The following is a 25,459-nucleotide window of genomic DNA, read 5'->3' as shown; positions in this document are numbered from 1 at the left end:
CAAAAAGTCCTCTTCTGGATAGTCAGAAGAGGCTTTTTTTATTGCAAAATAATTTCTTTCCCTCGAATTTGATAACTGATCCCACACGATCCAAAGACTTTTTCCAGTGTGGCGTTCAGGTCTTTCGTTAAGACCGTCCCGTTGTAGGTCAGCCCCTCGCATTTCTCATGTCCGACGACTGTTACCTCAAATATATGCTCAATATCTGCCACTACATTTATCAGCGGGTCATCTTCATATCCCAACACTTCGGGGAACTCCGATTCGTCCGCCTTTTTTTCTACTGGCACAATCTTGGTTTCATCGCAACGCACACTTTCACCGGCAAGCAATGTACGCTTACCTACGGCAGTCTCAACTTTCACGCTTCCTTCCTCACAGTTTACGAACATCTTCTTTCCCTGCTGATCGACCAAGAATTTAGTACCGAGTACCGTCACGTCGCCGGCTTCAGTGCTGACGGTGAATGTCTTGCCTTTGGTTACATTGAAAGAGGCTTTGCCCAACAATTGCAACTTACGCTCCCAAAGCCATGTGATATGATTGTAAGTCAGACGTGAGTTTTCCATCACCTGCACACTACTGCCATCGGGCAATTCATAATTCATTGCAGTGTTATCCGTCACCACCTTTTCCTCTGCCAGGAAGTAACTGCCTACTCCCAAAAGAAGAACGACCGCAGCTGCCACTCCCCAAGAGAAGGAGAAGCTTCTTCTTCCGACACTTTGTTTTCTTTTCCGGCTTAAGGTAATCTTATGGCTTTCTTCGCGCTGCAACTTTAATTTATCGCCTATTTCTTTCTTACGGGAAAATATTTCGCCCACTAGAGGAAGCTTACCTTCCTCCAAGTATTGTTCTAAAGATTCTGTCCACTTTTCCATATCTCACCTCAATTAAAAATCCACAAATTAGCTGCCACCAGTAACAAGAAAGATTTGCTCATGCGCTCCCGTAGACTGGATATAGCCATATGAGTAGTATTGTAAACTGTACGCGAAGTGAGTCCCATCACCTGGGCTATTTCTTCCGAACTCATCTTCTTATAGTACTTAAGATACAATACCTCCCGCTGTTGCTTTGTCAAATTGTTCAGCTCTTTCTGTAAAACTTCCAGCTGTTCTTTTTCTAACTCTGAACGGATAATAGCAGTTTCAATATCGATCTCCAAATCAAACTGATATTCGCTTGTGCCTACTTCATCCAGTGATTTTAATGAGCCACTATTCTCTTTTTTCAGTTCGTTCACTATCATGTGTCTCAACGAAACACATAAGTAAGCGGGTATGGATTGAGGGGCCGCGCAAGTTTCTCTTTTCTCAAAGATGTAAACAAACAACGACTGTATCGCCTCGGTCACCAGCGTATCATCACCGGCTATCTTCATGCCATATCCATACAGTAAATCTGCATATTGCTCATAAAGCTGCCGGAATGCCTCTTCATCCCCTTGCTGAATTTTATCCCAGGATAGTGTCTTCATTTCTATTCACTCATTTATATGAGATATGTTTTTCCTTTTTTTACCTGATTTTTTAGTTAAAATCAACGGAATATGTTTTAAAACTCACTTGTAAAGTGGAATTTGATGTGTTTAAAGTCCATCTGCGCCATCTGAAGTACATAACCGGAGTCTGCCAGGAACACATCGCGCCCTTCTCTATCCTTTGCCATATACTGGTATTTACGTTTCTTGAAGGCTTCCAGTTCTGCGGGATCATCGCTTTCTACCCAACAGGCTTTATAAAGACTTACCGGTTCCCAGCGACAGGACGCATTGTATTCATTCAACAAACGGTACTGAATGACCTCAAACTGCAACTGTCCCACCGTACCGATAATCTTACGGCCATTGAACTGATTGACAAACAACTGTGCCACACCTTCATCCATCAACTGGTCAATGCCTTTTGCCAACTGTTTCTGTTTCATCGGGTCGGCATTCTCAATATACTTGAACATCTCCGGTGAGAAACTCGGCAATCCACGGAAATGGAGCATTTCACCTTCTGTCAGCGTATCGCCAATCTTAAAAGTACCATTATCCGGTAAACCAATAATATCTCCTGCATAAGCTTCATCAATCGTTGTTTTACGCTGTGCCATAAACTGGGTAGGCGACGAAAAACGCATGGTCTTTCCATGACGGACGTGTGTATATGGAGCATTGCGAACAAACTTACCGGAACAAATCTTACAGAATGCCACACAAGAACGATGGTTGGGATCAATGTTGGCGGTTATCTTAAAGATGAATCCGGTAAATTTCGGTTCGTCAGGTTTCACTTCACGCTCTTCTGCCTGTACAGGACGAGGGCTGGGAGCTATCTCTACGAAACAGTTCAGCAACTCTTGCACACCGAAGTTGTTCAGCGCTGATCCAAAGAATACAGGCGCACAGTCTCCTGCCAAATAGGATTCAGAATCAAATTCCGGATAAACACCCTCAATCAGTTCCAAATCGCCACGCAGTTTGTCTGCCAACGACTTGCCAATCTGCTGATCCAGTTCTTCCGAATGAATATCGACTGCCACTTTCTCTGTTACCATCTGTTTGGATGGCTGATACAAGTCCAGTTTCTGTTCATAGATATTGTATACCCCTTTAAAACGTGCTCCCTGCTCTATCGGCCAGGACAAGGGACGAACCTGAATCATCAGTTCTTCTTCAAGTTCATCAAGCAAATCGAACGGATCTTTTCCTTCACGGTCCATTTTGTTGACGAAGATTATTACCGGAGTCTTTCTCATACGGCACACCTCCATCAGTTTACGTGTCTGCGTTTCCACACCTTTCGCACCGTCTACAACGATGATAACACTGTCTACAGCTGTCAGTGTGCGATATGTATCTTCGGCAAAGTCCTGGTGACCGGGAGTATCGAGAATGTTAATCTTATAGTCCCGATAGTCGAATTCCATCACGGAAGTCGTTACCGAAATACCACGTTGTTTCTCGATTTCCATCCAGTCGGACGTAGCCGTCTTTTTAATCTTATTACTCTTTACAGCACCTGCTACCTGTATCTGACCACCGAAAAGCAATAGCTTTTCCGTCAATGATGTCTTACCGGCATCCGGATGCGCAATAATGGCGAACGTTCGCCGTCTCAAAATTTCTGTATTATCTGCCATATATTAATATGAATGAAGAATGAAGAATGATGAATGATGAATGATGAATGATGAAAGAAGAATTGTTACGCTATCTATAAAGCCGCATCGAAATTCTTCATTCTTCATTTTTCATTCCTAATTTTATCAAGCATTGTTTGAGGCTCTCCTCCCAATGAGGAATCTCTATATCGAACGTTGTTTTTATTTTTGTTTTATCAAGCACGGAATATGCCGGGCGGTTTGCTTTCGCGGGATATTCGGCTGTATGCAAAGGTTTCACTTTGCAGGTGGTTATTCCTGCCAGACGATGAATAGCTACCGTGAAATCATACCAGGAACAAACTCCCTCATTGCTGAAATGGTAGATACCGCGAACAATACCTTTATTAATAATAGCATAGATGGCCCGTGCCAGGTCATTGGCATACGTCGGAGTCCCGATCTGGTCGAAAACAACTCCCAGGCTGTCACGCTCTTTTCCAAGACGAAGCATCGTCTTTACGAAATTATTGCCAAAAATAGAATAGAGCCATGCGGTACGGATAACGACTGCTTGCTCGCAGTGATTCATTACCTCCTTTTCTCCTTCCAGTTTAGTGGTGCCGTATACAGAATCCGGGCAAGGATTGCAGTCTTCCGTGTATGGAGTATGCGCAGTACCGTCAAATACATAATCAGTAGATACTTGTATCATGGCAGCACCATTGGCTTGGGCCGCACTTGCCAGTTGTTTCGGTGCTTCACAATTCAATTTGTATGCTAATTCTTGATTATCTTCAGCTTTATCTACAGCTGTATAAGCAGCACAATTAACAACAAGCTCAATCTGCTTCTCTGCCATATAAGTCCACACAGCTTGCTTGTCGCAGATGTCGAGTTCCTGCACATCTGTGAAATAATACGTATGTTGCGGGTTCTCTTTCGCAAGCACCTGCATCTCATTGCCAAGCTGACCGTTGGCACCCGTTACTAAAATTCTCATTTATTCATCCAGTTTTAATTCACCTTTACGGTCTTTATCATAATAATTTGCCAACATAGAAAGGAAACTAGTGATAGCTTCCACTGCCTTGGCAGTTCCTTCGCTGATAGGCTTCTTTTGAAGACGAAGCAGGAGTACTCCATACAACGCTTCAAAACAGGTTTCCAGTTCGGGTTCATCTTTCTTGCCGTTTTTATTCCGTAATTCTACGATAAACGGTAATGCCTTGAAATAAGCAGCACTGTAAAAAGGAAATTTAGGAGAAGAGGACAATGCGTTGTGCAACTCTGTCAGATTGATAATTACATTTTTATTAATCTGCAGATGACCCTTTTCCCGTACTCCTTCCTCGCCCATCATCGTAATCAGGTTGGTATACCATTCTCGCATGGCAGGCCGCTGTTCTTCCGGATAGCGGGCAATTACATTTGCCTCCATCTCTTCCGGTTCACAATGATTGGCACGGATCAAGTCTTCCTCTTGCCACATATATATAAGGTATTCGGCAATATTCTTCTCTTTCAGTTGTTGTGCTATCTGATTCATTATGTTATCTCTTAATAAAGTGACTCTCCCAACAAAGTATAAATCAATCCGGCAACAGATACCAGCATTACGATACTTCCTACAACACGATTCAGTATCCAGATACCACGTAAATTGAATTTAGTGCGCACCTTATTCACAAAATAAGTGATACCCAACCACCAGGTCAATGCTCCTATAGCAATTGCAAGATATCCCGTGATCTCTTCAAAGACCAGCACTCCCGGCTGCACAAAGGCAAAGCGGGCAAAAAGTCCGATAAACAGGAAGATTATCAAGGGGTTGGATAGAGTGACGAAAAAGGCGGTAATAAAATTATGGAAATAAGAGCCTTTGCTGGACGAAGCCGGACGAATGGATTGTACCGGATTGCTACGAAAGGTATATATACCAAAAAGGAGTAGCATGACACTCCCCAATAACTGCAGATAGAAAATATTCTTATTAATATAATCGAACACAAAGCTCATCCCGTAGCCGGTGAGCAAAGCGTATGCTATATCGCTCAAAGAGGCTCCCAGACCTGTTACAAATCCATACCAACGCCCCTTATTCAAAGTCCTCTGGATGCATAATACGCCCACCGGACCGAGGGGTGCGGACACAACAACGCCAATAATAAAGCCTTTCACTAATATATCGAATATTGTCTCTATCTGAATCATGTCGCAAATATCGCACTTTTTTGTGATATGGGGATAGTATATTAACGTTTTTTCCACACAAGAATCACTATATATAGCGATAATAAGTAAAACGTACATCGAAAATAAACATATTAAATAAGGTATAGGAATTTATTCTCTATTTTTTTCCTACCACCAACGAAATTGATTATCTTTGCGCCACAGAAAAAGAGAAGAGTTTCTCCTGCAGGAACTTCAATCGTAAAATCGTAAATCGTAAAATCGTAAATATACAACATGATTCTTTTTTTCAGAACCCCTTCCAAGAGCGTGATTGCCGTAGAGAGCAACCATCAGCTCACCCCTGACGAAAGTAATAAACTCTGCTGGCTTTTTGGCGAAGCCGTGATGGAAAGTGAAGAAAACCTGAAAGGCTGTTTCGTTGGCCCACGCCGCGAAATGATCACTCCCTGGAGTACAAACGCAGTAGAAATCACCCAAAACATGGGGCTCGAAGGCATAAGCCGCATCGAGGAGTACTTCCCTGTTAAGGACGAAAATGCCGATTACGACCCGATGCTCCAACGCATGTACAAAGGACTCGACCAAAACGTATTCACGACAAACCGTCAGCCGGAACCAATCATCTACATTGAAGATCTCGAAGTGTACAACGAAAAAGAAGGTTTGGCTCTTTCCAAAGAAGAAATGGACTACCTGAAGAAAGTAGAAAAGGACCTCGGACGGAAGCTGACCGACTCTGAAGTATTCGGTTTCGCACAAATCAACTCCGAACACTGCCGCCACAAAATTTTCGGCGGAACGTTTATCATCGACGGCGTAGAGCAGGAATCTTCCCTGTTCCAGATGATTAAAAAGACTACACAGGAAAATCCGAATAAAATAATCTCTGCTTATAAAGATAACGTAGCCTTCGCTGAAGGTCCGGTTGTGGAACAATTTGCTCCGGCAGATCATTCAAAACCTGATTTCTTCCAAGTAAAGGACATCAAGAGTGTTATCTCACTGAAAGCGGAAACTCATAACTTCCCTACTACTGTTGAGCCATTCAATGGTGCTTCTACCGGTACCGGCGGTGAAATCCGCGACCGTATGGGTGGTGGTAAAGGTTCATGGCCGATTGCAGGTACTGCAGTCTACATGACTTCTTATCCACGCACAGAAGAAGGACGCGAATGGGAAGAGATTCTTCCGGTACGCAAATGGCTATACCAGACTCCGGAACAGATTCTAATCAAAGCATCCAATGGTGCTTCCGACTTCGGTAACAAGTTCGGCCAACCGCTGATCTGCGGTTCGGTACTGACTTTCGAACATACAGAAAACAAAGAAGTTTATGGTTACGACAAAGTAATCATGCTTGCCGGTGGTGTTGGTTACGGTACACAACGCGACTGCCTGAAAGGCACACCGGAAGCTGGAAACAAAGTAGTGGTTATCGGTGGTGACAACTACCGTATCGGACTGGGTGGCGGTTCCGTATCTTCTGTTGATACCGGTCGTTACAGCAGTGGCATCGAGTTGAATGCCGTGCAACGTGCCAACGCAGAAATGCAAAAACGTGCCAATAACGTAGTACGCGCTCTTTGTGAAGAAGAGGTGAATCCGGTGGTTTCTATCCATGACCACGGATCTGCCGGACACGTAAACTGTCTGTCCGAACTCGTGGAAGAATGTGGTGGTTTGATCGATATGAGCAAGTTGCCTATCGGTGACAAGACTTTGTCTGCCAAAGAAATCATCGCTAACGAAAGTCAGGAACGTATGGGTCTGCTGATTAAAGAAGAGGCTATTGAACATGTACGTAAGATTGCCGAACGCGAACGCGCTCCAATGTACGTAGTCGGTGAAACAACCGGTGATCATCGTTTCGCTTTCCAACAGGCTGACGGTGTACGTCCGTTCGACCTTGCCGTAGAACAGATGTTCGGTTCTTCTCCCAAAACCTATATGGTAGACAAGACCGTAGAACGTCATTATGAAATGCCGAAATACGAATTGTCTAAACTACATGAATATCTGACGAATGTATTGCAGCTTGAAGCTGTAGCCTGCAAAGACTGGTTGACAAACAAGGTAGACCGTTCGGTAACAGGCAAAGTGGCTCGTCAGCAATGTCAGGGTGAACTTCAGTTGCCGTTGAGCGACTGCGGTGTCGTAGCACTCGACTACCGTGGCGAGAAAGGTATCGCTACCTCTATCGGACATGCTCCGCAAGCAGCATTGGCTGATCCGGCTGCCGGCTCTATTCTTTCTGTATCCGAAGCGCTGACCAATCTTGTTTGGGCTCCAATGGCGGAAGGTATGGATAGCATTTCACTGTCTGCCAACTGGATGTGGCCTTGCCGCTCTCAAGAAGGTGAAGATGCCCGTCTTTACACAGCTGTAAAAGCTTTAAGCGATTTCTGTTGCGCGCTGCAGATCAATGTTCCTACCGGAAAAGACTCTCTATCTATGACACAGAAGTATCCGAACGGCGAGAAAGTGATTTCTCCGGGAACTGTGATTGTTTCTGCCGGTGGTGAAGTTTCCGACGTGAAGAAAGTGGTATCTCCGGTATTGGTTAACAATGAAAAGACTACGCTTTATCATATTGACTTCAGCTTCGATGAACTGAAACTGGGTGGTTCGGCTTTTGCACAATCTCTGGGTAAAGTTGGTGACGAAGTACCTTGCGTACAGGATGCCGAATATTTCCGTGACGCTTTCCTTGCCGTACAGGAACTTGTAAATAAAGGATTGATCCTTGCAGGACACGATATATCTGCCGGTGGTTTAATCACTACATTGCTCGAAATGTGCTTCTCTAATGTAGAAGGCGGTATGGAAATCAGCCTCGACAAGATGAAGGAAGAGGATATCGTCAAGATTCTGTTCGCGGAAAACCCGGGTATCGTTATCCAGATCAACGACAAGCATAAAGATGAAGTGAAGAAGATTTTGGAAGACGCCGGCGTAGGCTATATAAAGTTGGGTAAACCGACTGACGAACGCCACATTTTGGTATCTAAAGATGGTGCTACTTACCAGTTTGGTATCGATTATATGCGTGACGTATGGTATTCTTCTTCTTACCTGCTCGACCGCAAACAATCTATGAACGGTTGCGCAAAAGCACGTTTCGAAAACTATAAGATGCAACCTGTTGAATTCGCTTTCATGCCGGAATTCAAAGGTAAGCTTTCTCAATACGGTATCACTCCGGACCGTCGTACCCCAAGCGGTATCCGTGCGGCTATCATCCGCGAGAAGGGTACAAACGGTGAGCGCGAAATGGCTTACTCACTCTATCTGGCAGGTTTCGACGTAAAAGACGTTACGATGACCGACCTCATCAGCGGACGCGAAACACTGGAAGACGTAAACATGATCGTTTACTGCGGTGGTTTCTCTAACTCCGACGTATTGGGTTCTGCTAAAGGATGGGCAGGCGCATTCCTGTTCAACCCGAAAGCTAAAGAAGCATTGGATAAATTTTATGCACGCGAAGATACATTGTCATTGGGTGTCTGCAACGGTTGCCAGCTGATGATGGAACTCAATCTTATCAACCCGGAACTGAAGAAGAAAGGAAAAATGCTACATAACAATTCACACAAATTCGAATCACGCTTCCTTGGTCTTACTATCCCGACTAACCGCAGTGTGATGTTCGGCTCTTTAAGTGGAAGCAAACTGGGTATCTGGGTAGCTCACGGAGAAGGAAAATTCTCTTTGCCATATGACGAAGATAAATATAATGTAGTAGCGAAGTATAGCTATGATGAATATCCGGGCAATCCGAACGGTTCCGATTATTCTATCGCAGCACTGGCCAGCGCAGACGGACGCCACTTGGCTATCATGCCTCACTTGGAACGTTCCATCTTCCCATGGCAGAACGGTTGCTATCCGGCCGACCGCAAGAACAGCGATCAGGTTACTCCATGGATAGAAGCGTTTGTCAATGCCCGCAAGTGGGTGGAAGCGAAAATGAAATAAATCATTTCCATATTTTACAGAGGCTGGTACTTTAAATAGTGCCAGCCTCTTATTTTACGGAACTTTCCATTCTACCGGAAGACTTCTGATAGATACCAAAATACCGAAAACAAACAGTATATACAAATAGTTATAAAATAGTCTATTTTCTTCATTTTTGGAGCGCTGTTATCTTTCATCAAAATTTTGTAATATCAAAAAATCTTCTTAATTTTGTCAAACTTTCCCCCTCATAAAAGATTCAATAACCCTTAAAAGTCCTATTTGTATGAAAAAATGGCTTTTTCTAATCTTATTGTTTCCTCTAATTTGTGTCGCGCAGACGTATCGATATCTCGGAGTGGAGGATGGGTTAAGTAACCGGCGGGTTTACTGCATTCAAAAAGATAAAACCGGATACATGTGGTTCCTCACGCACGAAGGTATTGATCGATACAATGGAAAAGAGTTTAAACGATATAAGTTAATGGATGGTGACGCAGAAGTGAACTCTCTGTTAAATCTAAACTGGCTTTATATTGATCAGGAAGGAGTCTTATGGGAAATCGGGAAAAAAGGAAAAGTATTCCGGTATGACCAGATTCACGACTGCTTCAGTCTTGTATATAAATTACCGATGGAAAGTTTCAGCGAACAGCCGGACCCGGTCACTTATGCCTAGCTCGACCAGAACAAACACATCTGGCTATGCAATAAAGATACTATCTTTCTCTATAATACGGACACCAAACAAGTCACCCATATAAAGAATGATATAAGTGAAGAAATCACTGATATTGAACAAATAGACGAATCGCATTTCTTCATCGGTACGGAAATGGGGATTCATTATGCCCAATTAGAAAACAACGCATTGAAACTTATCAATTGCGATAAGTTGGAGAGCGTGAAAGCCCAAGTAAGCGATTTACACTTCGACAAAAAGATTCGGAAACTATTCATCGGCACTTTCTTGCGGGGAATTATGGTTTATGATATGAATACCAAATCCGTCATACGACCGGATTATAACCTGAAAGATATCAGTATCACACGGTTCAAGCCGCTAAATGACAAAGAGTTATTAATAGCTACCGATGGCGGAGGAGTACACAAAATAAATATGGATACTTATCAAATAGTACCCGAAATTGTGGCTGATTATAACAGTAATTGTGGCATGAACGGTAACAGTATCAATGACATTTTTGTGGATGATGAAGAACGGATATGGCTGGCTAATTATCCCATCGGAATCACGATACAAAACAACCGTTATACGAGCTACAAATGGATTAAGCACTCCATCGGTAACAAACAGTCTTTAATCAACGATCAAGTAAATGCCATTATTGAAGACAGAGAGGGAGATTTATGGTTTGCAACGAACAATGGCATCAGTTTTTTTAATTCAAAGACCGGACAATGGCGATCGGTGCTTAGTGCTTTTGAAGAGTCGCAAGGTAATAAAAGCCATATCTTTCTTACTATATGCGAAGTGGCTCCCGGAATTATCTGGGCAGGCGGGTACTCTTCCGGTGCTTACCAGATAGATAAGAAAACGTTCAGTGTCAGCTATTTCATGCCGCCTTTGTACACTCATACAAACAAGCGACCGGATAAATATATACGTGATATTCGTACAGATATGCAGGGTTATATCTGGTCGGGAGGATTCTACAACCTCAAGCGTATTAATCTGAAGACGCAGGAAGTACGGTTTTATGATGGATTAAATTCCATTACCGCCATCGTTGAGAAAGATGAAAAAAGTATGTGGATCGGTAGTGCCACCGGCCTATGTCTTTTAGATAAAGAATCCGGAAAATTCGAGCGCATAAAACTTCCGGTAGAGTCGAGCTATATCTATTCCCTGTACCAAGCAAAAAACGGTTCATTGTATATAGGTACCAGCGGGTCGGGACTATTGATTTACGATATTAATAAAAAACTGTTCACTCATTACCACACGGAAAACTGTGCTTTGATATCCAATAATATCTATACCATATTATCGGATGCGGACAAAGATATAATCATGAGTACAGAAAGCGGATTGACAAGTTTTTATCCCAATGAGAAAAAATTCTATAACTGGACCAAAGATATGGGATTGATGACCACCCATTTCAATGCGCTATCAGGTACGTTACGGAAAAACAATAAATTCATTTTAGGCAGTTCTGACGGAGCAGTGGAATTTGACAAGGATATGAAATTGCCCAGAAGTTATTCTTCTAAAATGATTTTCAGCGATTTCAAGCTTTTTTATCAAACAATCTATCCGGGTGATGAGGATTCTCCGTTGAAAGCAAGCATCAATGATACAAAGGTACTAAAGTTAAAATACAATCAAAACATATTCTCTTTGCAGGTTTCTTCCATCAACTATGACTATCCTTCCAATATTCTTTACTCTTGGAGGCTAGAAGGTTTCTATGATAAATGGAGCAAACCCGGAACAGAGAACACGATTCGTTACACCAATCTTGCCCCGGGCAAATATACGCTAAGGGTACGTGCCATCTCCAATGAAGACAAACGCATCATGCTTGAAGAAAGAAGTATGGATATTATCATAGCCCAACCTTTCTGGCTGACATTCTGGGCCATGCTGGTTTATACAGCTATCCTTTGTCTCATTGCCATCGTCCTATTGCGTATACTGATTTTGAGGAAGCAACGCAAAGTCTCCGATGAGAAAATACATTTCTTTATCAATACAGCGCATGATATCCGTACCCCATTGACCCTTATCAAAGCACCTTTGGAAGAGCTACGCGAGAAAGAGGAGTTGAGCAAAGAAGGGATTTCGAACATGAATACGGCATTACGAAACGTAAATGCCCTGCTACGCCTGACGACCAATCTTATCAACTTTGAGAGAGCGGACGTATATTCTTCCGAGCTATATATTTCAGAGCATGAACTAAACACGTTTATGAATGAAATATTCAATGCATTTCAGCAGTACGCCAACATCAAACATATCAACTTCACTTATGAAAGTAATTTCAGGTATATGAATGTATGGTTTGATAAAGAGAAAATGGAGTCTATTTTTAAGAACATCATTTCGAATGCATTGAAATATACTCCCGAAAATGGAAATGTACAGGTTTTCGTTTCAGAAACATCTGACTCATGGAGCGTGGAAGTCAGAGACACAGGAATCGGCATCCCGGCCAATGAACAAAAGAAATTGTTCAAACTTCATTTCCGTGGCAGCAATGCTATTAATTCCAAAGTAACAGGAAGTGGTATCGGACTGATGCTTGTATGGAAGCTAGTCCGCCTGCATAAAGGAAAGATTAATCTGTCAAGCATCGAAAACCAGGGATCGGTTATCAAAATAACATTCCCTAAAGACAGCAAGCGCTTCCGGAAAGCACATCTGGCAACTCCGAGCAAACAGCGTATAGAAAATACGATTGATAACGTTCCGCCTCCATCACCTGAAATTTACGAAAATGCACAAAAGAAAGAGAACATTAATCATCGTCGCATCTTGATTGTGGAAGATAATGATGAGTTGCGCAACTATCTGTCGCAAACGTTATCCGAGGAGTATTTCGTACAGGTTTGCTCCAATGGAAAAGAAGCATTGACGATTATTCCCGAGTACAAACCAGAGCTGGTTATTTCAGACATTATGATGCCTGAAATGCGGGGGGATGAATTATGCCAAGCTATCAAGAATAATATCGAAACCTCCCACATTCCTGTTATCCTGCTGACTGCTTTGAATAATGAAAAAGATATTCTCTCGGGACTTCAGATTGGTGCGGATGAATACGTTGTGAAGCCATTCAATATTGGTATATTGAAAGCTAATGTTGCCAATCTGCTGGCTAACCGTGCACTATTGCGCAGCAAATTCGCAAATTTAGATCTGAATGATGAGGAAAATGATGAAGACTGCATCAACTGTTCGCAAGACATTGACTGGAAATTCATAGCAAACGTCAAAAAGAACGTGGAAGATAACATTGACAATCCTGCTCTCACGGTAGATGTATTATGCAGCCTGATGGGAATGAGTCGCACAAGTTTTTACAATAAATTAAGGGCATTAACCGATCAGGCACCGGGAGATTATATCCGGCTGATTCGTCTGAAACGTGCCGTACAATTACTAAAAGAAGACACACATAGCATAACAGAAATTGCAGAAATGACGGGATTCAGTGACGCCAAGTACTTCCGCGAAGTATTTAAGAAGCATTATAATGTAAGTCCCAGTCAATATGGCAAAGAGAAAAAAGCAGTTAGTAAGGAAGGAGGAGAAAAGAAAGAATGAACATTTATCTCGAAGCATTTGGAATCTTTTTTAAAATAGGCGCCTTTACTATTGGAGGAGGATATGCAATGGTGCCACTGATTGAAAATGAAATTGTCACCAAACGGAAATGGATTGCGCAGGAAGATTTTATCGATCTGCTGGCTATCTCCCAATCCGCACCGGGAATTTTGGCAGTCAATATTTCTATCTTTATAGGATATAAGCTGCGTGGAATCCGGGGAAGTATTATCACAGCATTGGGAACAATTTTGCCGTCTTTCATTATTATATTGGCTATCGCCCTGTTCTTTCATAGTTTCAAAGACAATCCGATAGTGGAACGTATTTTTAAAGGAATTCGCCCGGCAGTGGTGGCACTCATCGCGGCGCCGACCTTTACCATGGGACGATCCGCAAAAATCAACCGCTACAATCTGTGGATTCCTGTTGTCTCGGCAATATTAATCTGGCTGTTGGGCTTCTCCCCTATCTGGATTATTATTGCGGCCGGTGTAGGAGGTTTCCTGTGGGGGAAATTTAGAAAAGTTGAGAGTTGAGAATGGAGAATGGAGAGTTGAGAAGGCGCGGATTAACGCTGTTGTTTTACAGATTCATAATTCTAAAAGCCGGGAAATCCGTGTAATCCATGCCTAAAATTATTATATAATAAATTATTAATCACATGATTTACCTACAGTTATTCTATACATTTTTCAAGATCGGGCTCTTTGGCTTCGGTGGCGGTTATGCCATGCTTTCCATGATTCAAGGCGAAGTGGTAACCCGCTATGGATGGGTGAGTTCGCAGGAGTTCACGGATATTGTCGCAATCAGCCAAATGACTCCAGGACCTATTGGTATCAACGCAGCTACTTATGTAGGGTTTACTTCTACGGGTAGCGTATGGGGTTCCATCATTGCTACCTTTGCCGTAGTCCTTCCCTCTTTCATCTTGATGTTGACCATCAGTAAATTCTTCCTAAAATACCAGAAACATCCGATAGTAGAATCTATTTTTAATGGATTACGCCCGGCAGTAGTCGGATTACTCGCCTCCGCTGCGTTGGTATTAATGAACGCAGAAAACTTCGGTTCGCCTACGGAAGATACTTATTCATTCGTTATCAGTATCATTATCTTTCTGATTGCATTCATCGGAACAAGAAAATATAAAGCCAATCCGATATTAATGATTATCGCCTGTGGTATTGCAGGTTTGCTGCTCTATTAATAACGAGCGGCTGAACAGTAAACAAAAAAACAGTAAACAAAAAACGGTGAATAAACTGCGTTATCATTCAGCAGAGTGTTCACCGTTTTATCGTTGTTTATTCTATACCTTTACAGTTTTAACTTCTTACTTACGGATTTCGATTCATTATGTAAACGATCTAAAGCAGTCACTACATAACGGTATTTTGTCTTTCCTGTTTCATAAGGAAGTTTGTAGAACGGATTGCGGGTGATAGCTACAATATGTGAAGGATCGTCCAAATTCACCTTCTCTTTGCTGCCAAAGCGATAGACTACATATCTAACAGCCTTATCCATCTCCGTATCGGCTTTCGGAGCAGTCCAGAAAAGAATATAGCCGTCTTCCGTCCATACCTTTTTCATTTTACGCACCTTGTCCGGAGCTTTATCATCCATAAAATCAAAGACTGGGACCAAAGCCGGATACTTATGATATTCACTGATTAAAGCATCGCGATATCTACCCTGATTCTCAACAACAGCTGCCGCATACCATTGACAACTGCCTCCAATTGTTTGGTAAGCACGTTGCAAAGCCATCTTACGGGGAAGCTGATTGATAGAAGGATTCTGCGGATCGGCAAACTGAACAGTCTTTGGCACCGACTGGCCAATGAACAACGGCCGGTTTTCCGAATGAGTAGCCCACCATTTCACCAATGTCTCATAGTCAGCCGCTTTATGGCCGATTTCCCAGTAAATCTGCGGAATATTATAATCAATCCATCCTTCACGTGCCCAAAGCAGTACATCGGCATAAAGATCATCATAGTTTTGCAAGCCATTGGTATTACTTCCCAACGGGTCACTCTTCTGGTTACGATAGATACCAAACGGACTGACACCAAACTTCACCCAAGGCTTGATGCCACGAATCGTTTCGTGAAGCTTCTTTATCAACACATTCACATTACTACGACGCCAATCTGCCTTATTGGTGAAACCTCCACCATAACGGGCGAAACTTGCATCATCCGGAAAATCCAATCCATTAACCGGATAAGGATAGAAATAATCATCCATGTGAATAGCATCTACATCATAACGAGACACAATATCGGTCACAATTTTACAGATATGCTCCCGGCTTTCGGGAAGTGCCGGATCGAAATATAGCTGATCGCCATAAGTAACAAACCATTCCGGATGCTGGTGATAAATATGCTCCGGCGCCAACTTATTTTTTAATGAGGTCTTCACACGGTAAGGATTGATCCAGGCATGAAACTCCATATTCCGTTTCTGACATTCTTCAATCATAAACTGCATCGGATCCCACATAGGAGAAGGCATCTGACCTTGCGTTCCTGTCAGAAAACGACTCCACGGTTCATGCTGGGAAGCATATAATGCATCCGCTTCAGGGCGTACCTGAAAGATGATTGCGTTAATACCAGCTTCCTGAAGAGAGTTCAACTGACTAATCAATATTTGTTTCAGCCTCTCTGTGGGAATGCCACGAAACTGACCGTTAACAGCTTGTATCCACGCTCCACGGAATTCACGTTTAGGATATTTATTGCCTGATGGCACCTGTGCCCTCACTCCTACCACCAGAAGAAGAGCTAAAAGTAAAAGATAGTTTTTCAGCTTCATAATATTCTTAAATCGTAATAATGTGACGCAAAGATAATACAAACTCCCGATAAATTCGCTAACTTTGCCGACTACCATAAAAAAGGAGTATTTTATGTCAGAAAACAACTATATTTCGATCAAAGGCGCACGCGTCAACAACCTAAAAAACATCGATGTAGATATTCCCCGCAACAAGCTTGTTGTCATCACCGGATTATCGGGTTCGGGAAAATCATCTCTTGCTTTTGATACGCTCTACGCAGAAGGACAACGCCGCTACGTGGAAAGTTTAAGCAGCTATGCGCGCCAGTTCCTGGGGCGAATGAGCAAACCGGAATGTGACTTTATCAAAGGGATTCCTCCCGCCATTGCTATCGAACAAAAAGTAAACAGCCGTAATCCCCGTTCCACCGTGGGCACCTCGACTGAAATTTACGAATATCTACGCCTGTTATATTCACGGGTGGGAAAAACGTATAGTCCCATCAGCGGGCAGGAAGTGAAGAAGCACTCCACAGAGGACATCGTCAACTGTATGCTTTCTTATCCGGAAGGCACAAGATATACGATACTGACACCTATCCGCCTGCGTGAAGACCGCACATTGCAACAGCAACTGGAGATAGACCTGAAACAAGGATTCAACCGTATCGAAGTGAACGGTGAAATGAAACGAATCGATGAATATACACCTGTGGCAGGTGATGAAGTCTATCTGCTGGTTGACCGTATGGCGGTTGCCACCAGCAAGGACGCCATCAGCCGACTGACTGATTCTGCCGAAACAGCCATGTACGAAGGTGAGGGAACCTGTATGCTGCGTTTTTTTCTATCAGATGGAACCACGAAGTTACATACTTTCAGCACTAAATTCGAAGCGGACGGCATCATCTTTGAAGAACCAAACGACCAGATGTTTTCATTCAACTCGCCTATCGGCGCTTGTCCGGCGTGCGAAGGATTCGGCAAAGTAATCGGCATTGACGAGCACTTAGTCGTTCCGGATCGTTCATTATCGGTGTATGAAGGAGCTATCGTATGTTGGCGCGGCGAAAAGATGGGCGAATGGAAAGAAGAATTAATTCACAATGCGGAAAAATTCGACTTCCCGATTTTCACTCCTTATTATGAGTTGACAGACGCGCAACGTAGGTTACTTTGGGAAGGCAACCAATATTTCCACGGCATCAATGATTTCTTCAAGATGCTGGAAGAGAATCAATATAAGATACAATACCGGGTGATGCTGGCGCGTTACCGGGGAAAGACGCTTTGCCCGAAATGCCACGGCACCCGCCTGAAACCGGAAGCCGGATATGTACGGGTGGGCGGAAAGAATATTTCCGAACTGGTGGATTTGCCTATCACAGAACTGAAGCAATTCTTCGACCATCTGGAACTGGATGAGCACGACAGCAATGTGTCCCGACGTATCCTGATTGAAATAAATAGCCGAATTCGCTTTTTAATCGATGTAGGTTTGGGCTATCTGACGTTGAACCGACTTAGTAATTCCTTATCGGGGGGAGAAAGCCAGCGTATCAATCTGGCAACCTCGCTGGGAAGTAGCCTTGTGGGTAGTCTTTATATTCTCGACGAGCCAAGCATCGGACTGCATAGTCGTGATACCGACCGCCTGCTCCATGTGTTGCATCAACTGCAACAATTAGGAAATACGGTAGTGGTGGTAGAGCACGATGAAGAAATTATCCGTGCAGCGGATTACATTATTGATATAGGTCCCAATGCCGGACGCCTGGGCGGAGAAGTCGTTTATCAGGGCGATATGAAGGATTTGAAGAAGGGAAGCAATAGTTATACGGTACGTTATCTTTTAGGAGAAGATGAAATACCTGTTCCGGATCATCGCCGCCCGTGGAATAATTATATAGAATTGAAAGGCGCACGTGAGAATAATCTAAAAGGAGTAAACGTACGTATCCCTCTCAATGTAATGACAGTTGTTACGGGTGTTTCCGGTTCCGGGAAGAGTACATTGGTAAGAGATATTTTCTTCCGGGCATTGAAACGTGAATTAGACGAATGTAGTGACCGACCGGGAGAATTCACTTCAATCGGAGGAAGTTTGCGTGACCTGCGGAATGTAGAATTTGTAGACCAGAACCCGATTGGCAAATCATCGCGCTCAAATCCGGTGACTTACATCAAGGCTTACGACGAAATCCGTAAACTATGGTCCGAACAGCCTTTGGCGAAGCAAATGGGATATACCCCCGGATTCTTCAGTTTCAATAGCGAAGGCGGCCGTTGCGAAGAGTGTAAAGGAGAAGGAACCATCACCGTAGAAATGCAATTTATGGCAGACTTGGTATTGGAGTGTGAATCTTGTCACGGAAAACGTTTCAAATCCGACACACTGGAAGTGAAATTCAACGATAAAAGCATCTACGATGTATTGGAGATGACCGTCAACCAAGCGATTGAGTTCTTCAACGAACATGGACAGAAGAAAATTGTGAAGAAGTTACTTCCTTTGCAGGACGTAGGACTGGGATATATCAAATTAGGACAGGCTTCTTCTACCCTTTCCGGTGGTGAAAACCAACGTGTCAAACTCGCATTTTATTTAAGTCAGGAGAAAGCTGACCCAACGATGTTTATCTTTGACGAACCGACTACAGGATTACACTTTCATGATATCCGCAAACTGCTGGATGCTTTCGACGCATTGATTCGCCGGGGACACAGCATCGTTATCATCGAGCATAACATGGACGTCATCAAATGTGCCGATTATGTAATCGATCTCGGACCGGAAGGTGGAGATAAGGGTGGAAATATCGTAGCAGTGGGTACCCCGGAAGAAGTTGCTGCCTGCGGAGCAAGCTATACAGGGCAGTTTCTGAAAGAAAAACTAGGATAAGCAATCGTCAAAACTATAATAATACATCTATGTAATTAAGCCCTTGCAGAAGTTCTATATCTGCAGGGCTTAATATATGAAAAAAATCAATCTCTCTTACAAGTAGAAACCGAATCCAATCTTCACACCGAAACGCGACATATCTCCATCATTGAAACGCCATTTATAATAAACGGCAGGTTCAATGGTCACCGTACGCGAAAGGAAGTAAGCGTATCCGGCTTCGATGCCCAGTCCCCAGTCTGTCTGATGTTTTCCACCACTCCAACGGAAGCGGTTCCAGTCGAGTCCGCCACCCAGATAGATACCAGTTTTATTGAAGTAGAAACGTACTCCTGTACCCAGTGTATACTCATCTACTGGTTTCGACCAGTCGGCTCCAGCATTTACCATCAAGGCAATACCCTCGGCAAAAAATGTACCGACCTGTGCACCAACTCCAAACTTTGCTTTATCGTTTTTACTATACGAAAAGTCCAACCCCGACAATGAAGGATTAATAATCGTAGTTCCTTTCTCAAATTGCGCTTGTGCAGTAAAAGAGACTGCCAATAAGCAAAGAGCCAAAGCTAATTTCTTCATAAACTTACTTTTTTAAGTGAATATATTGTTCGTCTTTTTTGCGGCGTTCACGCATTTGTTCCTTTTTCCGAAGCACCAGCCAAAGAAGGAGGACGATGACATAAGAAACTGCCACCGTAATTATTTTCTCTGTCAGGCTGACTTCCGTATTACGAGGCAACAAATAAGCCGCTGTTACAGATACATAAATAAGGAATGCAAGCGCCACTCCTGTTGATTTTCTTATTTTCTTCATTCTGATAATTTTCTTGTTTTTTGCTTATTTATCCAGATATAGAACCAAACAGTCGCAACCATTACACACGCTATACCAACGCCATAGGAGACTGTATGCGAGAGTCCTAATCCTTCAGGAGCAATACATATATAAGTAGAACATACACATGTCATAAACAGTGCCGGTACCAAAGTAATGATATAAGGTTTCTTGGATACCGCCAGAAAAACTGTTATAGCCCACAAGGTAAACACAGCCAATGTCTGATTTGCCCAGGCAAAATAACGCCATATCATATTAAATCCGTTTGCATCACGCAAACTATACAAAAGCAAACCAATAGCTAGTACAAACATCGGAATACAAATGTACAAACGACGGCGCATACTTTTTTGTTCCATCCCCAGGAAGTCTGCCACAATCAGACGTGCCGAACGGAAAGCCGTATCACCCGAAGTTATCGGAGCGGCAATCACCCCCAAAATAGCGAGTACTCCGCCGATTGCCCCTAACCATTCTTTTGTGATGGCATCAACGATAACAGAAGCATTGCTTTCTTCCATTCCGTTTTCATGGAAAAAATAAGTAGCGGCAGCAGCCCAAATAAGAGCAACAATGCCCTCGGTAATCATTGCACCGTAAAACACCGGACGTCCATGCCGTTCCGAAGTCATACAACGGGCCATCAATGGGCTTTGCGTAGCATGAAAACCTGAAATGGCACCACAAGCAATACTCACAAACATAATCGGGAAGATAGGAAGTTCGCTCGCTTCCGGGTTAGTATTTTGCAATCCGTCCCATAACTCCGGCAAAGCCGGATGGTTAACGTAGAGCATCACCAGAATGCCTACTGCCATAAACAACAAGGCAACCGCAAACAATGGGTAGATTTTACCTATTATTTTATCAACAGGCAACAAAGTAGCCAGAATATAATATGCAAATACAACGATAATCCAAAACGTAGCATCCAAACTTTCCGGAGTGAGTTTTGCCAACAATCCGGCAGGCCCCGCAACGAAAACCGACCCCACCAGAATCATTAAAATGACAGTGAATCCTCTCATCACCTGCTTGGTAGTCAGTCCCAAATAACGACCTATTATTTCCGGCAGGCTTTCACCTCCATTACGCAAAGAAAGCATTCCGGCAAAATAATCATGCACTGCCCCCGCAAAAATACTTCCCAGCACAATCCACAAGTATGAAGAGCTACCAAATTTCGCTCCCATGATTGCTCCGAAAATAGGACCTAATCCGGCAATATTGAGAAATTGAATCATGAAAATCTTCCAGGTGGGCAATGGAATATAGTCCACTCCATCCGCCTTGGTAAGAGCCGGTGTTTTACGGTCGTCAGGACCAAAGACGCGTTCCATCAGGCGTCCATACGTAAAATAGCCTACTATCAACGCCAGCAGGCATAGAGTAAATGTAATCATAGCGTGTCGTTTTTTTAACTTGGCAAATGTAACATAATCTCACGAAACAGCCAACAATACCGACACTTTTACTAACTTTGCAGGGATTTAAAACAAAAAATAAAGGATATGCGCTATACTATTTTCATTCTTTCACTTTTGTTTCCTTTCCTCTCAATTGTTGCGCAACCCAAGCACGAAGTTCGTGCCGCATGGGTGACAGCGGTGTACGGACTGGATTGGCCTCGCACACGTGCAACAACCCCTCAAACAATCCGCAAGCAGAAAGAAGAGTTAATAGATATTCTTGATAAGTTGAAGGCTGCCAACTTCAACACTATCCTATTTCAAACCCGTACTCGTGGAGATGTATTATATCCTTCAGCAATCGAACCTTTCAATTCGATCCTGACCGGAAAGACAGGAGGAAATCCAGGATATGATCCACTGGCTTTTGCCGTTGAAGAATGTCATAAGCGAGGGATGGAATGTCATGCCTGGATGGTAACTATCCCACTAGGGAATAAGAAGCATGTTGCTTCGCTCGGCAGTCAGTCTGTCACCAAGCGGATGAAAGAAATATGCGTTCCTTACAAGCGCGAATATTTCCTCAACCCGGGACATCCGGCAACGAAGGAGTACTTGATGAAACTGGTGCGGGAAGTCGTTAGCGGTTATGATGTAGACGGAGTGCATTTCGACTATCTGCGTTATCCAGAGAATGCTCCTCTTTTTCCTGATAAATATGATTTCCGCCGATATAATAAAGGACGCACCCTAGATCAGTGGCGCCGGGATAATATCTCCGAAATTGTACGTTATATATATAAAGGTGTAAAAGCTATGAAGCCTTGGGTGAAAGTAAGTACCTGCCCGGTAGGTAAATACCGTGATACTTCTCGTTACCCCTCCCGGGGATGGAATGCTTTCTTTACCGTTTATCAGGACCCGCAAGGTTGGATGGGAGAAGGTATTATGGATCAAATTTATCCGATGATGTATTTCCAGGGAAACAATTTCTACCCTTTTGCCCTCGACTGGCAGGAACAGAGCAACGGACGGCAGGTGATTCCGGGACTCGGCATTTATTTTCTCCATCCCGATGAAGGTAAATGGACACGCGACGAAATAGATCGTCAGATGAACTTTATCCGCAAGCAGAAAATGGCGGGTGAAGGGCATTACCGGGTGAAATACCTGATGGAGAACACACAAGGGATCTATGATGAATTATCTGAGAATTTTTATGCATACCCTGCTTTACAACCCCCGATGCCTTGGCTGGACAATGTTCCGCCTACGGCTCCTTCTGCACTGAAAGTTACTCATATTGATAATGGATATACGGAATTAACCTGGCAGGCTGCTACTGATAACGATCAGCGCAACAAGCCCATGTATGTTATTTATGCTTCTAACGATTATCCGGTAGATATCAACCGACCGGAAAATATCATTGCGCAAAATATCCGAGAAACTAGTTACGTGTATGCCCCTATCCTGCCGTGGAATACAAAAAAGCACTTCGCAGTGACGGCTATTGACCGCTATGGAAATGAAAGTACAGCGACACAGGAGCAAACGGTCCAGCAGTAAACCAAGTATTTAGAATCGACTTATTTGTTTCAAAACAGTATAAAAAAGAATGAAACGGTGCAGAAATGAACGAAAGTTTTTCCTACTATAAAGTTGAAAAACATAAAAACATCTGCCACCTGCAACCAAACGCATGTAATACAGTAGTTAATAAGTAGTTAGAACGTGGCAGATACCTGTGGCAGATAGGTTGCAGATAAAGTATCTGCAACACGTTATATAATCAAAGAAAAAGCCTTGATTCCTTTATGCAAAGCTATGGGATAATTGGGATCACTCTATGGAGAAATGACAGTGTCTCTACGGGGAAACGACAGTATCCTTACCTAGAAACTGTAGTGTCCCGCCTTAGAAACTCTCGTTTCCTGCCGTGGAAACTGTAATTTCTAATGCCGGAAACGACAGTTCCCCGCCTGGAAACGGGAAGTTAATGTATACAATAAACTTTTGCACTCATGGAGAATTTGTTTATGTAAGGTTTATACTGTGTTGCAGATACTTTATCTGCAACCTATCTGTCGCAGGTATCTGCAACGCTCCAACTATTTATCAACTAGTGCATTACACGCGTTTGGTTGCAGGTGGCAGATGTTTTCATGTTTTTTCAACTTTATAGAGGAGGATTACGCATTAAAATTAGGGTCACAACCGTAAGTCATAAAACAAATTCACCTCTGTGTCCTCCGTGTCCTCTGTGGTGAAAACCATGCAAGAATGAGCTAAATGATAATTTTCCAGTTAAACAAAATTATAACGCCCGTTCTTTGAGATATTGAAAACGAAATATTACGAAAATAATGATTATCTTTGAACCACTAAAAGGAAAATAACAATGAATGACCTGCTTCGTAAACTCCCTATCGGGATACAGACCTTTGAGAAACTTCGTAAGGGCGATTATCTATATGTAGATAAAACAGAGCTTGTATGGAAAATAGCTTATACATCTACTCCATACTTCCTGAGTCGTCCACGCCGTTTTGGTAAAAGTCTTCTTCTCTCTACCTTTGAAGCCTACTTTGAAGGAAAGAAAGAACTCTTCGAAGGGCTTGCCATTGAAAAACTGGAAACGAAATGGGAAAAGCATCCTGTGCTGCATCTGGATTTAAATGCCGAGAAGTACGATTCCCCAGAAAGACTTTATGATATCCTCAGCCGTCAACTCACCTTATGGGAAATCCAATATGGCAAAGGAATAGACGAGAACACTCTTTCCGGTCGTTTCTCCGGCGTCATCCGTCGTGCCTACGAACAAACCGGTAGCAGCGTCGTAGTTCTGGTAGACGAATACGACAAACCTCTATTGCAAGCTTTAGGCAATGATGTCTTACTGGATGAATACCGTAAAACTCTGAAAGCCTTTTACGGAGTATTGAAAAGTGCCGACCGCTACCTACGTTTCGTCTTCCTCACAGGAGTAACGAAATTCTCACAAGTAAGTGTATTCAGTGACCTCAACCAATTGCAGGACATCACTTTATGGCCCGATTACGGAACCCTTTGCGGCATCACTCTTCAAGAATTATTGGATACCTTCCAGCCGGAAATCAAGATACTGGCAGCCAATAATTCCATTTCTTATGATGACGCGGTACAACGAATGACACGTCTCTACGATGGCTATCATTTTTGCATTAATTCAGTAGGTATCTTCAACCCGTTCAGTGTACTGAATGTCCTGAAATCAAAAGTGTTCGACAATTACTGGTTCCAGACCGGCACACCGACTTTCCTCGTCGAGATGCTGCAAGAAACCGAATACGACCTGCGTACTTTGCTTGACGGGATCGAAGCACCGTCTTCCATGTTCTCCGAATATCGTGTAGATTCCAATAATCCGATTCCGTTAATTTACCAAAGTGGCTATCTGACGATAAAAGATTTCGATAGGGAATTTGGTAACTATCTATTGCAATTTCCTAATGATGAAGTCCGCTACGGCTTCATTAATTTCCTGGTTCCATTTTACACCGGAGTGAGAAACAGTGACCAAGGATTTTACATCGGCAAGTTTGTACAAGAACTTCGTTCGGGAGACTACGATGCCTTTCTTACCCGCCTGCAAGCCTTCTTTGCCGATTTCACCTACGAATTGAACGAGCAGACAGAGCGTCACTACCAAGTAGTTTTCTATATTGTCTTCAAACTTATGGGACAGTTCACCGATGCCGAAGTACGCAGCGCCCGCGGTCGTGCAGATGCCGTAGTGAAAACACCTAAATATATCTATGTCTTCGAATTCAAGCTGCATGACACAGCAGAAGCGGCATTGAAGCAGATCGACGATAAAGGCTATCTGATACCGTATCAGGCAGACGGACGTGAAGTGATAAAGATCGGGGTAGAGTTCAGTGCGGAAAAACGCAATATCAGTCGCTGGCTGGTGTGAACAG

Annotated in this window: 16 protein-coding genes and 1 pseudogene; 7 read left to right on the top strand and 10 right to left on the bottom strand. The window is 43.2% G+C overall.

Translation table 11 applies throughout. From position 1 onward, the window contains the following. Positions 1–38: 38 nt before the first annotated feature. The 6 genes from BSAG_RS13890 to BSAG_RS13915 all read right to left on the bottom strand — a co-directional run bounded on the left by BSAG_RS13890 (position 39) and on the right by BSAG_RS13915 (position 5,307). Positions 39–881, bottom strand: coding sequence for a FecR family protein (locus tag BSAG_RS13890; RefSeq protein ID WP_008771316.1), 843 nt, complete (start codon positions 879–881; stop codon positions 39–41). Positions 882–889: 8 nt separating this feature from the next. Beyond that, positions 890–1,480: an RNA polymerase sigma factor gene (locus tag BSAG_RS13895; RefSeq protein WP_008771315.1), complete on the bottom strand. Its 591-nt coding sequence runs from the start codon at positions 1,478–1,480 to the stop codon at positions 890–892. 77 nt (positions 1,481–1,557) lie between these two features. Further along, positions 1,558–3,132: a peptide chain release factor 3 gene (locus BSAG_RS13900; RefSeq protein WP_004304425.1), complete on the bottom strand. Its 1,575-nt coding sequence runs from the start codon at positions 3,130–3,132 to the stop codon at positions 1,558–1,560. 97 nt (positions 3,133–3,229) lie between these two features. Continuing rightward, positions 3,230–4,096 carry a dTDP-4-dehydrorhamnose reductase gene (gene rfbD / locus BSAG_RS13905; protein ID WP_004304426.1) on the bottom strand — a complete coding sequence of 289 codons (867 nt, stop codon included), beginning with the start codon at positions 4,094–4,096 and terminating at the stop codon, positions 3,230–3,232. Continuing rightward, positions 4,097–4,642, bottom strand: a complete 546-nt coding sequence (locus BSAG_RS13910) for a DUF4924 family protein (protein ID WP_004304427.1) — start codon at positions 4,640–4,642, stop codon at positions 4,097–4,099. It lies immediately after the preceding gene. Positions 4,643–4,653: 11 nt separating this feature from the next. Then, positions 4,654–5,307, bottom strand: coding sequence for a LysE family translocator (locus BSAG_RS13915; RefSeq protein ID WP_004314184.1), 654 nt, complete (start codon positions 5,305–5,307; stop codon positions 4,654–4,656). A gap of 258 nt (positions 5,308–5,565) precedes the next feature. On the opposite strand from BSAG_RS13915, the gene purL reads away from it, so the two are divergent. The 4 genes and pseudogenes from purL to BSAG_RS13930 all read left to right on the top strand — a co-directional run bounded on the left by purL (position 5,566) and on the right by BSAG_RS13930 (position 14,762). Further along, positions 5,566–9,270 (top strand): phosphoribosylformylglycinamidine synthase, encoded by a 3,705-nt coding sequence (gene purL, locus BSAG_RS13920; RefSeq protein WP_008771314.1) that lies wholly within the window; start codon positions 5,566–5,568, stop codon positions 9,268–9,270. A 268-nt stretch (positions 9,271–9,538) separates the two neighbouring features. Next, positions 9,539–13,549, top strand: a pseudogene (locus BSAG_RS0223090) (two-component regulator propeller domain-containing protein). Continuing rightward, positions 13,546–14,088 carry a chromate transporter gene (locus BSAG_RS13925; RefSeq protein ID WP_004300957.1) on the top strand — a complete coding sequence of 181 codons (543 nt, stop codon included), beginning with the start codon at positions 13,546–13,548 and terminating at the stop codon, positions 14,086–14,088. Before BSAG_RS0223090 ends, BSAG_RS13925 begins: the two are co-directional and overlap by 4 nt. Before the next feature lie 125 nt (positions 14,089–14,213). Next, positions 14,214–14,762: a chromate transporter gene (locus BSAG_RS13930; RefSeq protein WP_004300958.1), complete on the top strand. Its 549-nt coding sequence runs from the start codon at positions 14,214–14,216 to the stop codon at positions 14,760–14,762. Positions 14,763–14,872: 110 nt separating this feature from the next. On the opposite strand, the gene BSAG_RS13935 is transcribed toward BSAG_RS13930, so the two are convergent. Continuing rightward, complete coding sequence (locus BSAG_RS13935) at positions 14,873–16,459, bottom strand: glycoside hydrolase family 10 protein (protein ID WP_004314180.1); 1,587 nt, start codon at positions 16,457–16,459, stop codon at positions 14,873–14,875. 16 nt (positions 16,460–16,475) lie between these two features. On the opposite strand from BSAG_RS13935, the gene uvrA reads away from it, so the two are divergent. Further along, positions 16,476–19,247 carry an excinuclease ABC subunit UvrA gene (uvrA, locus tag BSAG_RS13940; protein WP_004314179.1) on the top strand — a complete coding sequence of 924 codons (2,772 nt, stop codon included), beginning with the start codon at positions 16,476–16,478 and terminating at the stop codon, positions 19,245–19,247. A 96-nt stretch (positions 19,248–19,343) separates the two neighbouring features. Here uvrA and BSAG_RS13945 read toward each other — a convergent pair whose 3' ends face one another. From BSAG_RS13945 to BSAG_RS13955, 3 genes are read right to left on the bottom strand one after another with little or no spacing between them, the layout of a single operon-like run. After that, positions 19,344–19,829 carry an outer membrane beta-barrel protein gene (locus tag BSAG_RS13945; RefSeq protein WP_004300961.1) on the bottom strand — a complete coding sequence of 162 codons (486 nt, stop codon included), beginning with the start codon at positions 19,827–19,829 and terminating at the stop codon, positions 19,344–19,346. Between the two features lie 4 nt (positions 19,830–19,833). Then, a complete protein-coding gene (locus tag BSAG_RS13950; protein WP_004310290.1) occupies positions 19,834–20,064 on the bottom strand; it encodes a hypothetical protein in 231 nt (76 codons plus the stop codon). Further along, positions 20,061–21,491: a carbon starvation protein A gene (locus BSAG_RS13955; RefSeq protein WP_004310289.1), complete on the bottom strand. Its 1,431-nt coding sequence runs from the start codon at positions 21,489–21,491 to the stop codon at positions 20,061–20,063. The genes BSAG_RS13950 and BSAG_RS13955 overlap by 4 nt, the downstream gene beginning before the upstream one ends. Before the next feature lie 108 nt (positions 21,492–21,599). Between BSAG_RS13955 and BSAG_RS13960 the strand changes: the two genes are divergently transcribed. Together BSAG_RS13960 and BSAG_RS13965 are read left to right on the top strand one after the other, a co-directional pair. Next, positions 21,600–23,066 (top strand): glycoside hydrolase family 10 protein, encoded by a 1,467-nt coding sequence (locus BSAG_RS13960; RefSeq protein ID WP_008018456.1) that lies wholly within the window; start codon positions 21,600–21,602, stop codon positions 23,064–23,066. Positions 23,067–23,898: 832 nt separating this feature from the next. Continuing rightward, a complete protein-coding gene (locus BSAG_RS13965; protein WP_004315119.1) occupies positions 23,899–25,455 on the top strand; it encodes an ATP-binding protein in 1,557 nt (518 codons plus the stop codon). The last annotated feature ends 4 nt before the right edge of the window (positions 25,456–25,459 follow it).

Origin of the sequence: Bacteroides sp. D1, assembly GCF_000157095.2 — a bacterium.
In the GTDB taxonomy this organism is placed as follows: Bacteria; Bacteroidota; Bacteroidia; order Bacteroidales; family Bacteroidaceae; genus Bacteroides; species Bacteroides xylanisolvens.
The sequence above is the reverse complement of the archived record's forward strand: the minus strand, read 5'-3'. Positions and strand labels throughout refer to the sequence as shown.

Coding starts and splice junctions, on each gene's coding strand:
- BSAG_RS13895 (WP_008771315.1), bottom strand. CDS start 1,480: ATGAAGACACTATCCTGGGATAAAATTCAGCAAGGGGATGAAGAGGCA.
- BSAG_RS13955 (WP_004310289.1), bottom strand. CDS start 21,491: ATGATTACATTTACTCTATGCCTGCTGGCGTTGATAGTAGGCTATTTT.
- purL (WP_008771314.1), top strand. CDS start 5,566: ATGATTCTTTTTTTCAGAACCCCTTCCAAGAGCGTGATTGCCGTAGAG.
- uvrA (WP_004314179.1), top strand. CDS start 16,476: ATGTCAGAAAACAACTATATTTCGATCAAAGGCGCACGCGTCAACAAC.
- BSAG_RS13890 (WP_008771316.1), bottom strand. CDS start 881: ATGGAAAAGTGGACAGAATCTTTAGAACAATACTTGGAGGAAGGTAAG.
- BSAG_RS13945 (WP_004300961.1), bottom strand. CDS start 19,829: ATGAAGAAATTAGCTTTGGCTCTTTGCTTATTGGCAGTCTCTTTTACT.
- BSAG_RS13960 (WP_008018456.1), top strand. CDS start 21,600: ATGCGCTATACTATTTTCATTCTTTCACTTTTGTTTCCTTTCCTCTCA.
- BSAG_RS13900 (WP_004304425.1), bottom strand. CDS start 3,132: ATGGCAGATAATACAGAAATTTTGAGACGGCGAACGTTCGCCATTATT.
- BSAG_RS13915 (WP_004314184.1), bottom strand. CDS start 5,307: ATGATTCAGATAGAGACAATATTCGATATATTAGTGAAAGGCTTTATT.
- rfbD (WP_004304426.1), bottom strand. CDS start 4,096: ATGAGAATTTTAGTAACGGGTGCCAACGGTCAGCTTGGCAATGAGATG.
- BSAG_RS13930 (WP_004300958.1), top strand. CDS start 14,214: ATGATTTACCTACAGTTATTCTATACATTTTTCAAGATCGGGCTCTTT.
- BSAG_RS13935 (WP_004314180.1), bottom strand. CDS start 16,459: ATGGTAGTCGGCAAAGTTAGCGAATTTATCGGGAGTTTGTATTATCTT.
- BSAG_RS13925 (WP_004300957.1), top strand. CDS start 13,546: ATGAACATTTATCTCGAAGCATTTGGAATCTTTTTTAAAATAGGCGCC.
- BSAG_RS13965 (WP_004315119.1), top strand. CDS start 23,899: ATGAATGACCTGCTTCGTAAACTCCCTATCGGGATACAGACCTTTGAG.
- BSAG_RS13950 (WP_004310290.1), bottom strand. CDS start 20,064: ATGAAGAAAATAAGAAAATCAACAGGAGTGGCGCTTGCATTCCTTATT.
- BSAG_RS13910 (WP_004304427.1), bottom strand. CDS start 4,642: ATGAATCAGATAGCACAACAACTGAAAGAGAAGAATATTGCCGAATAC.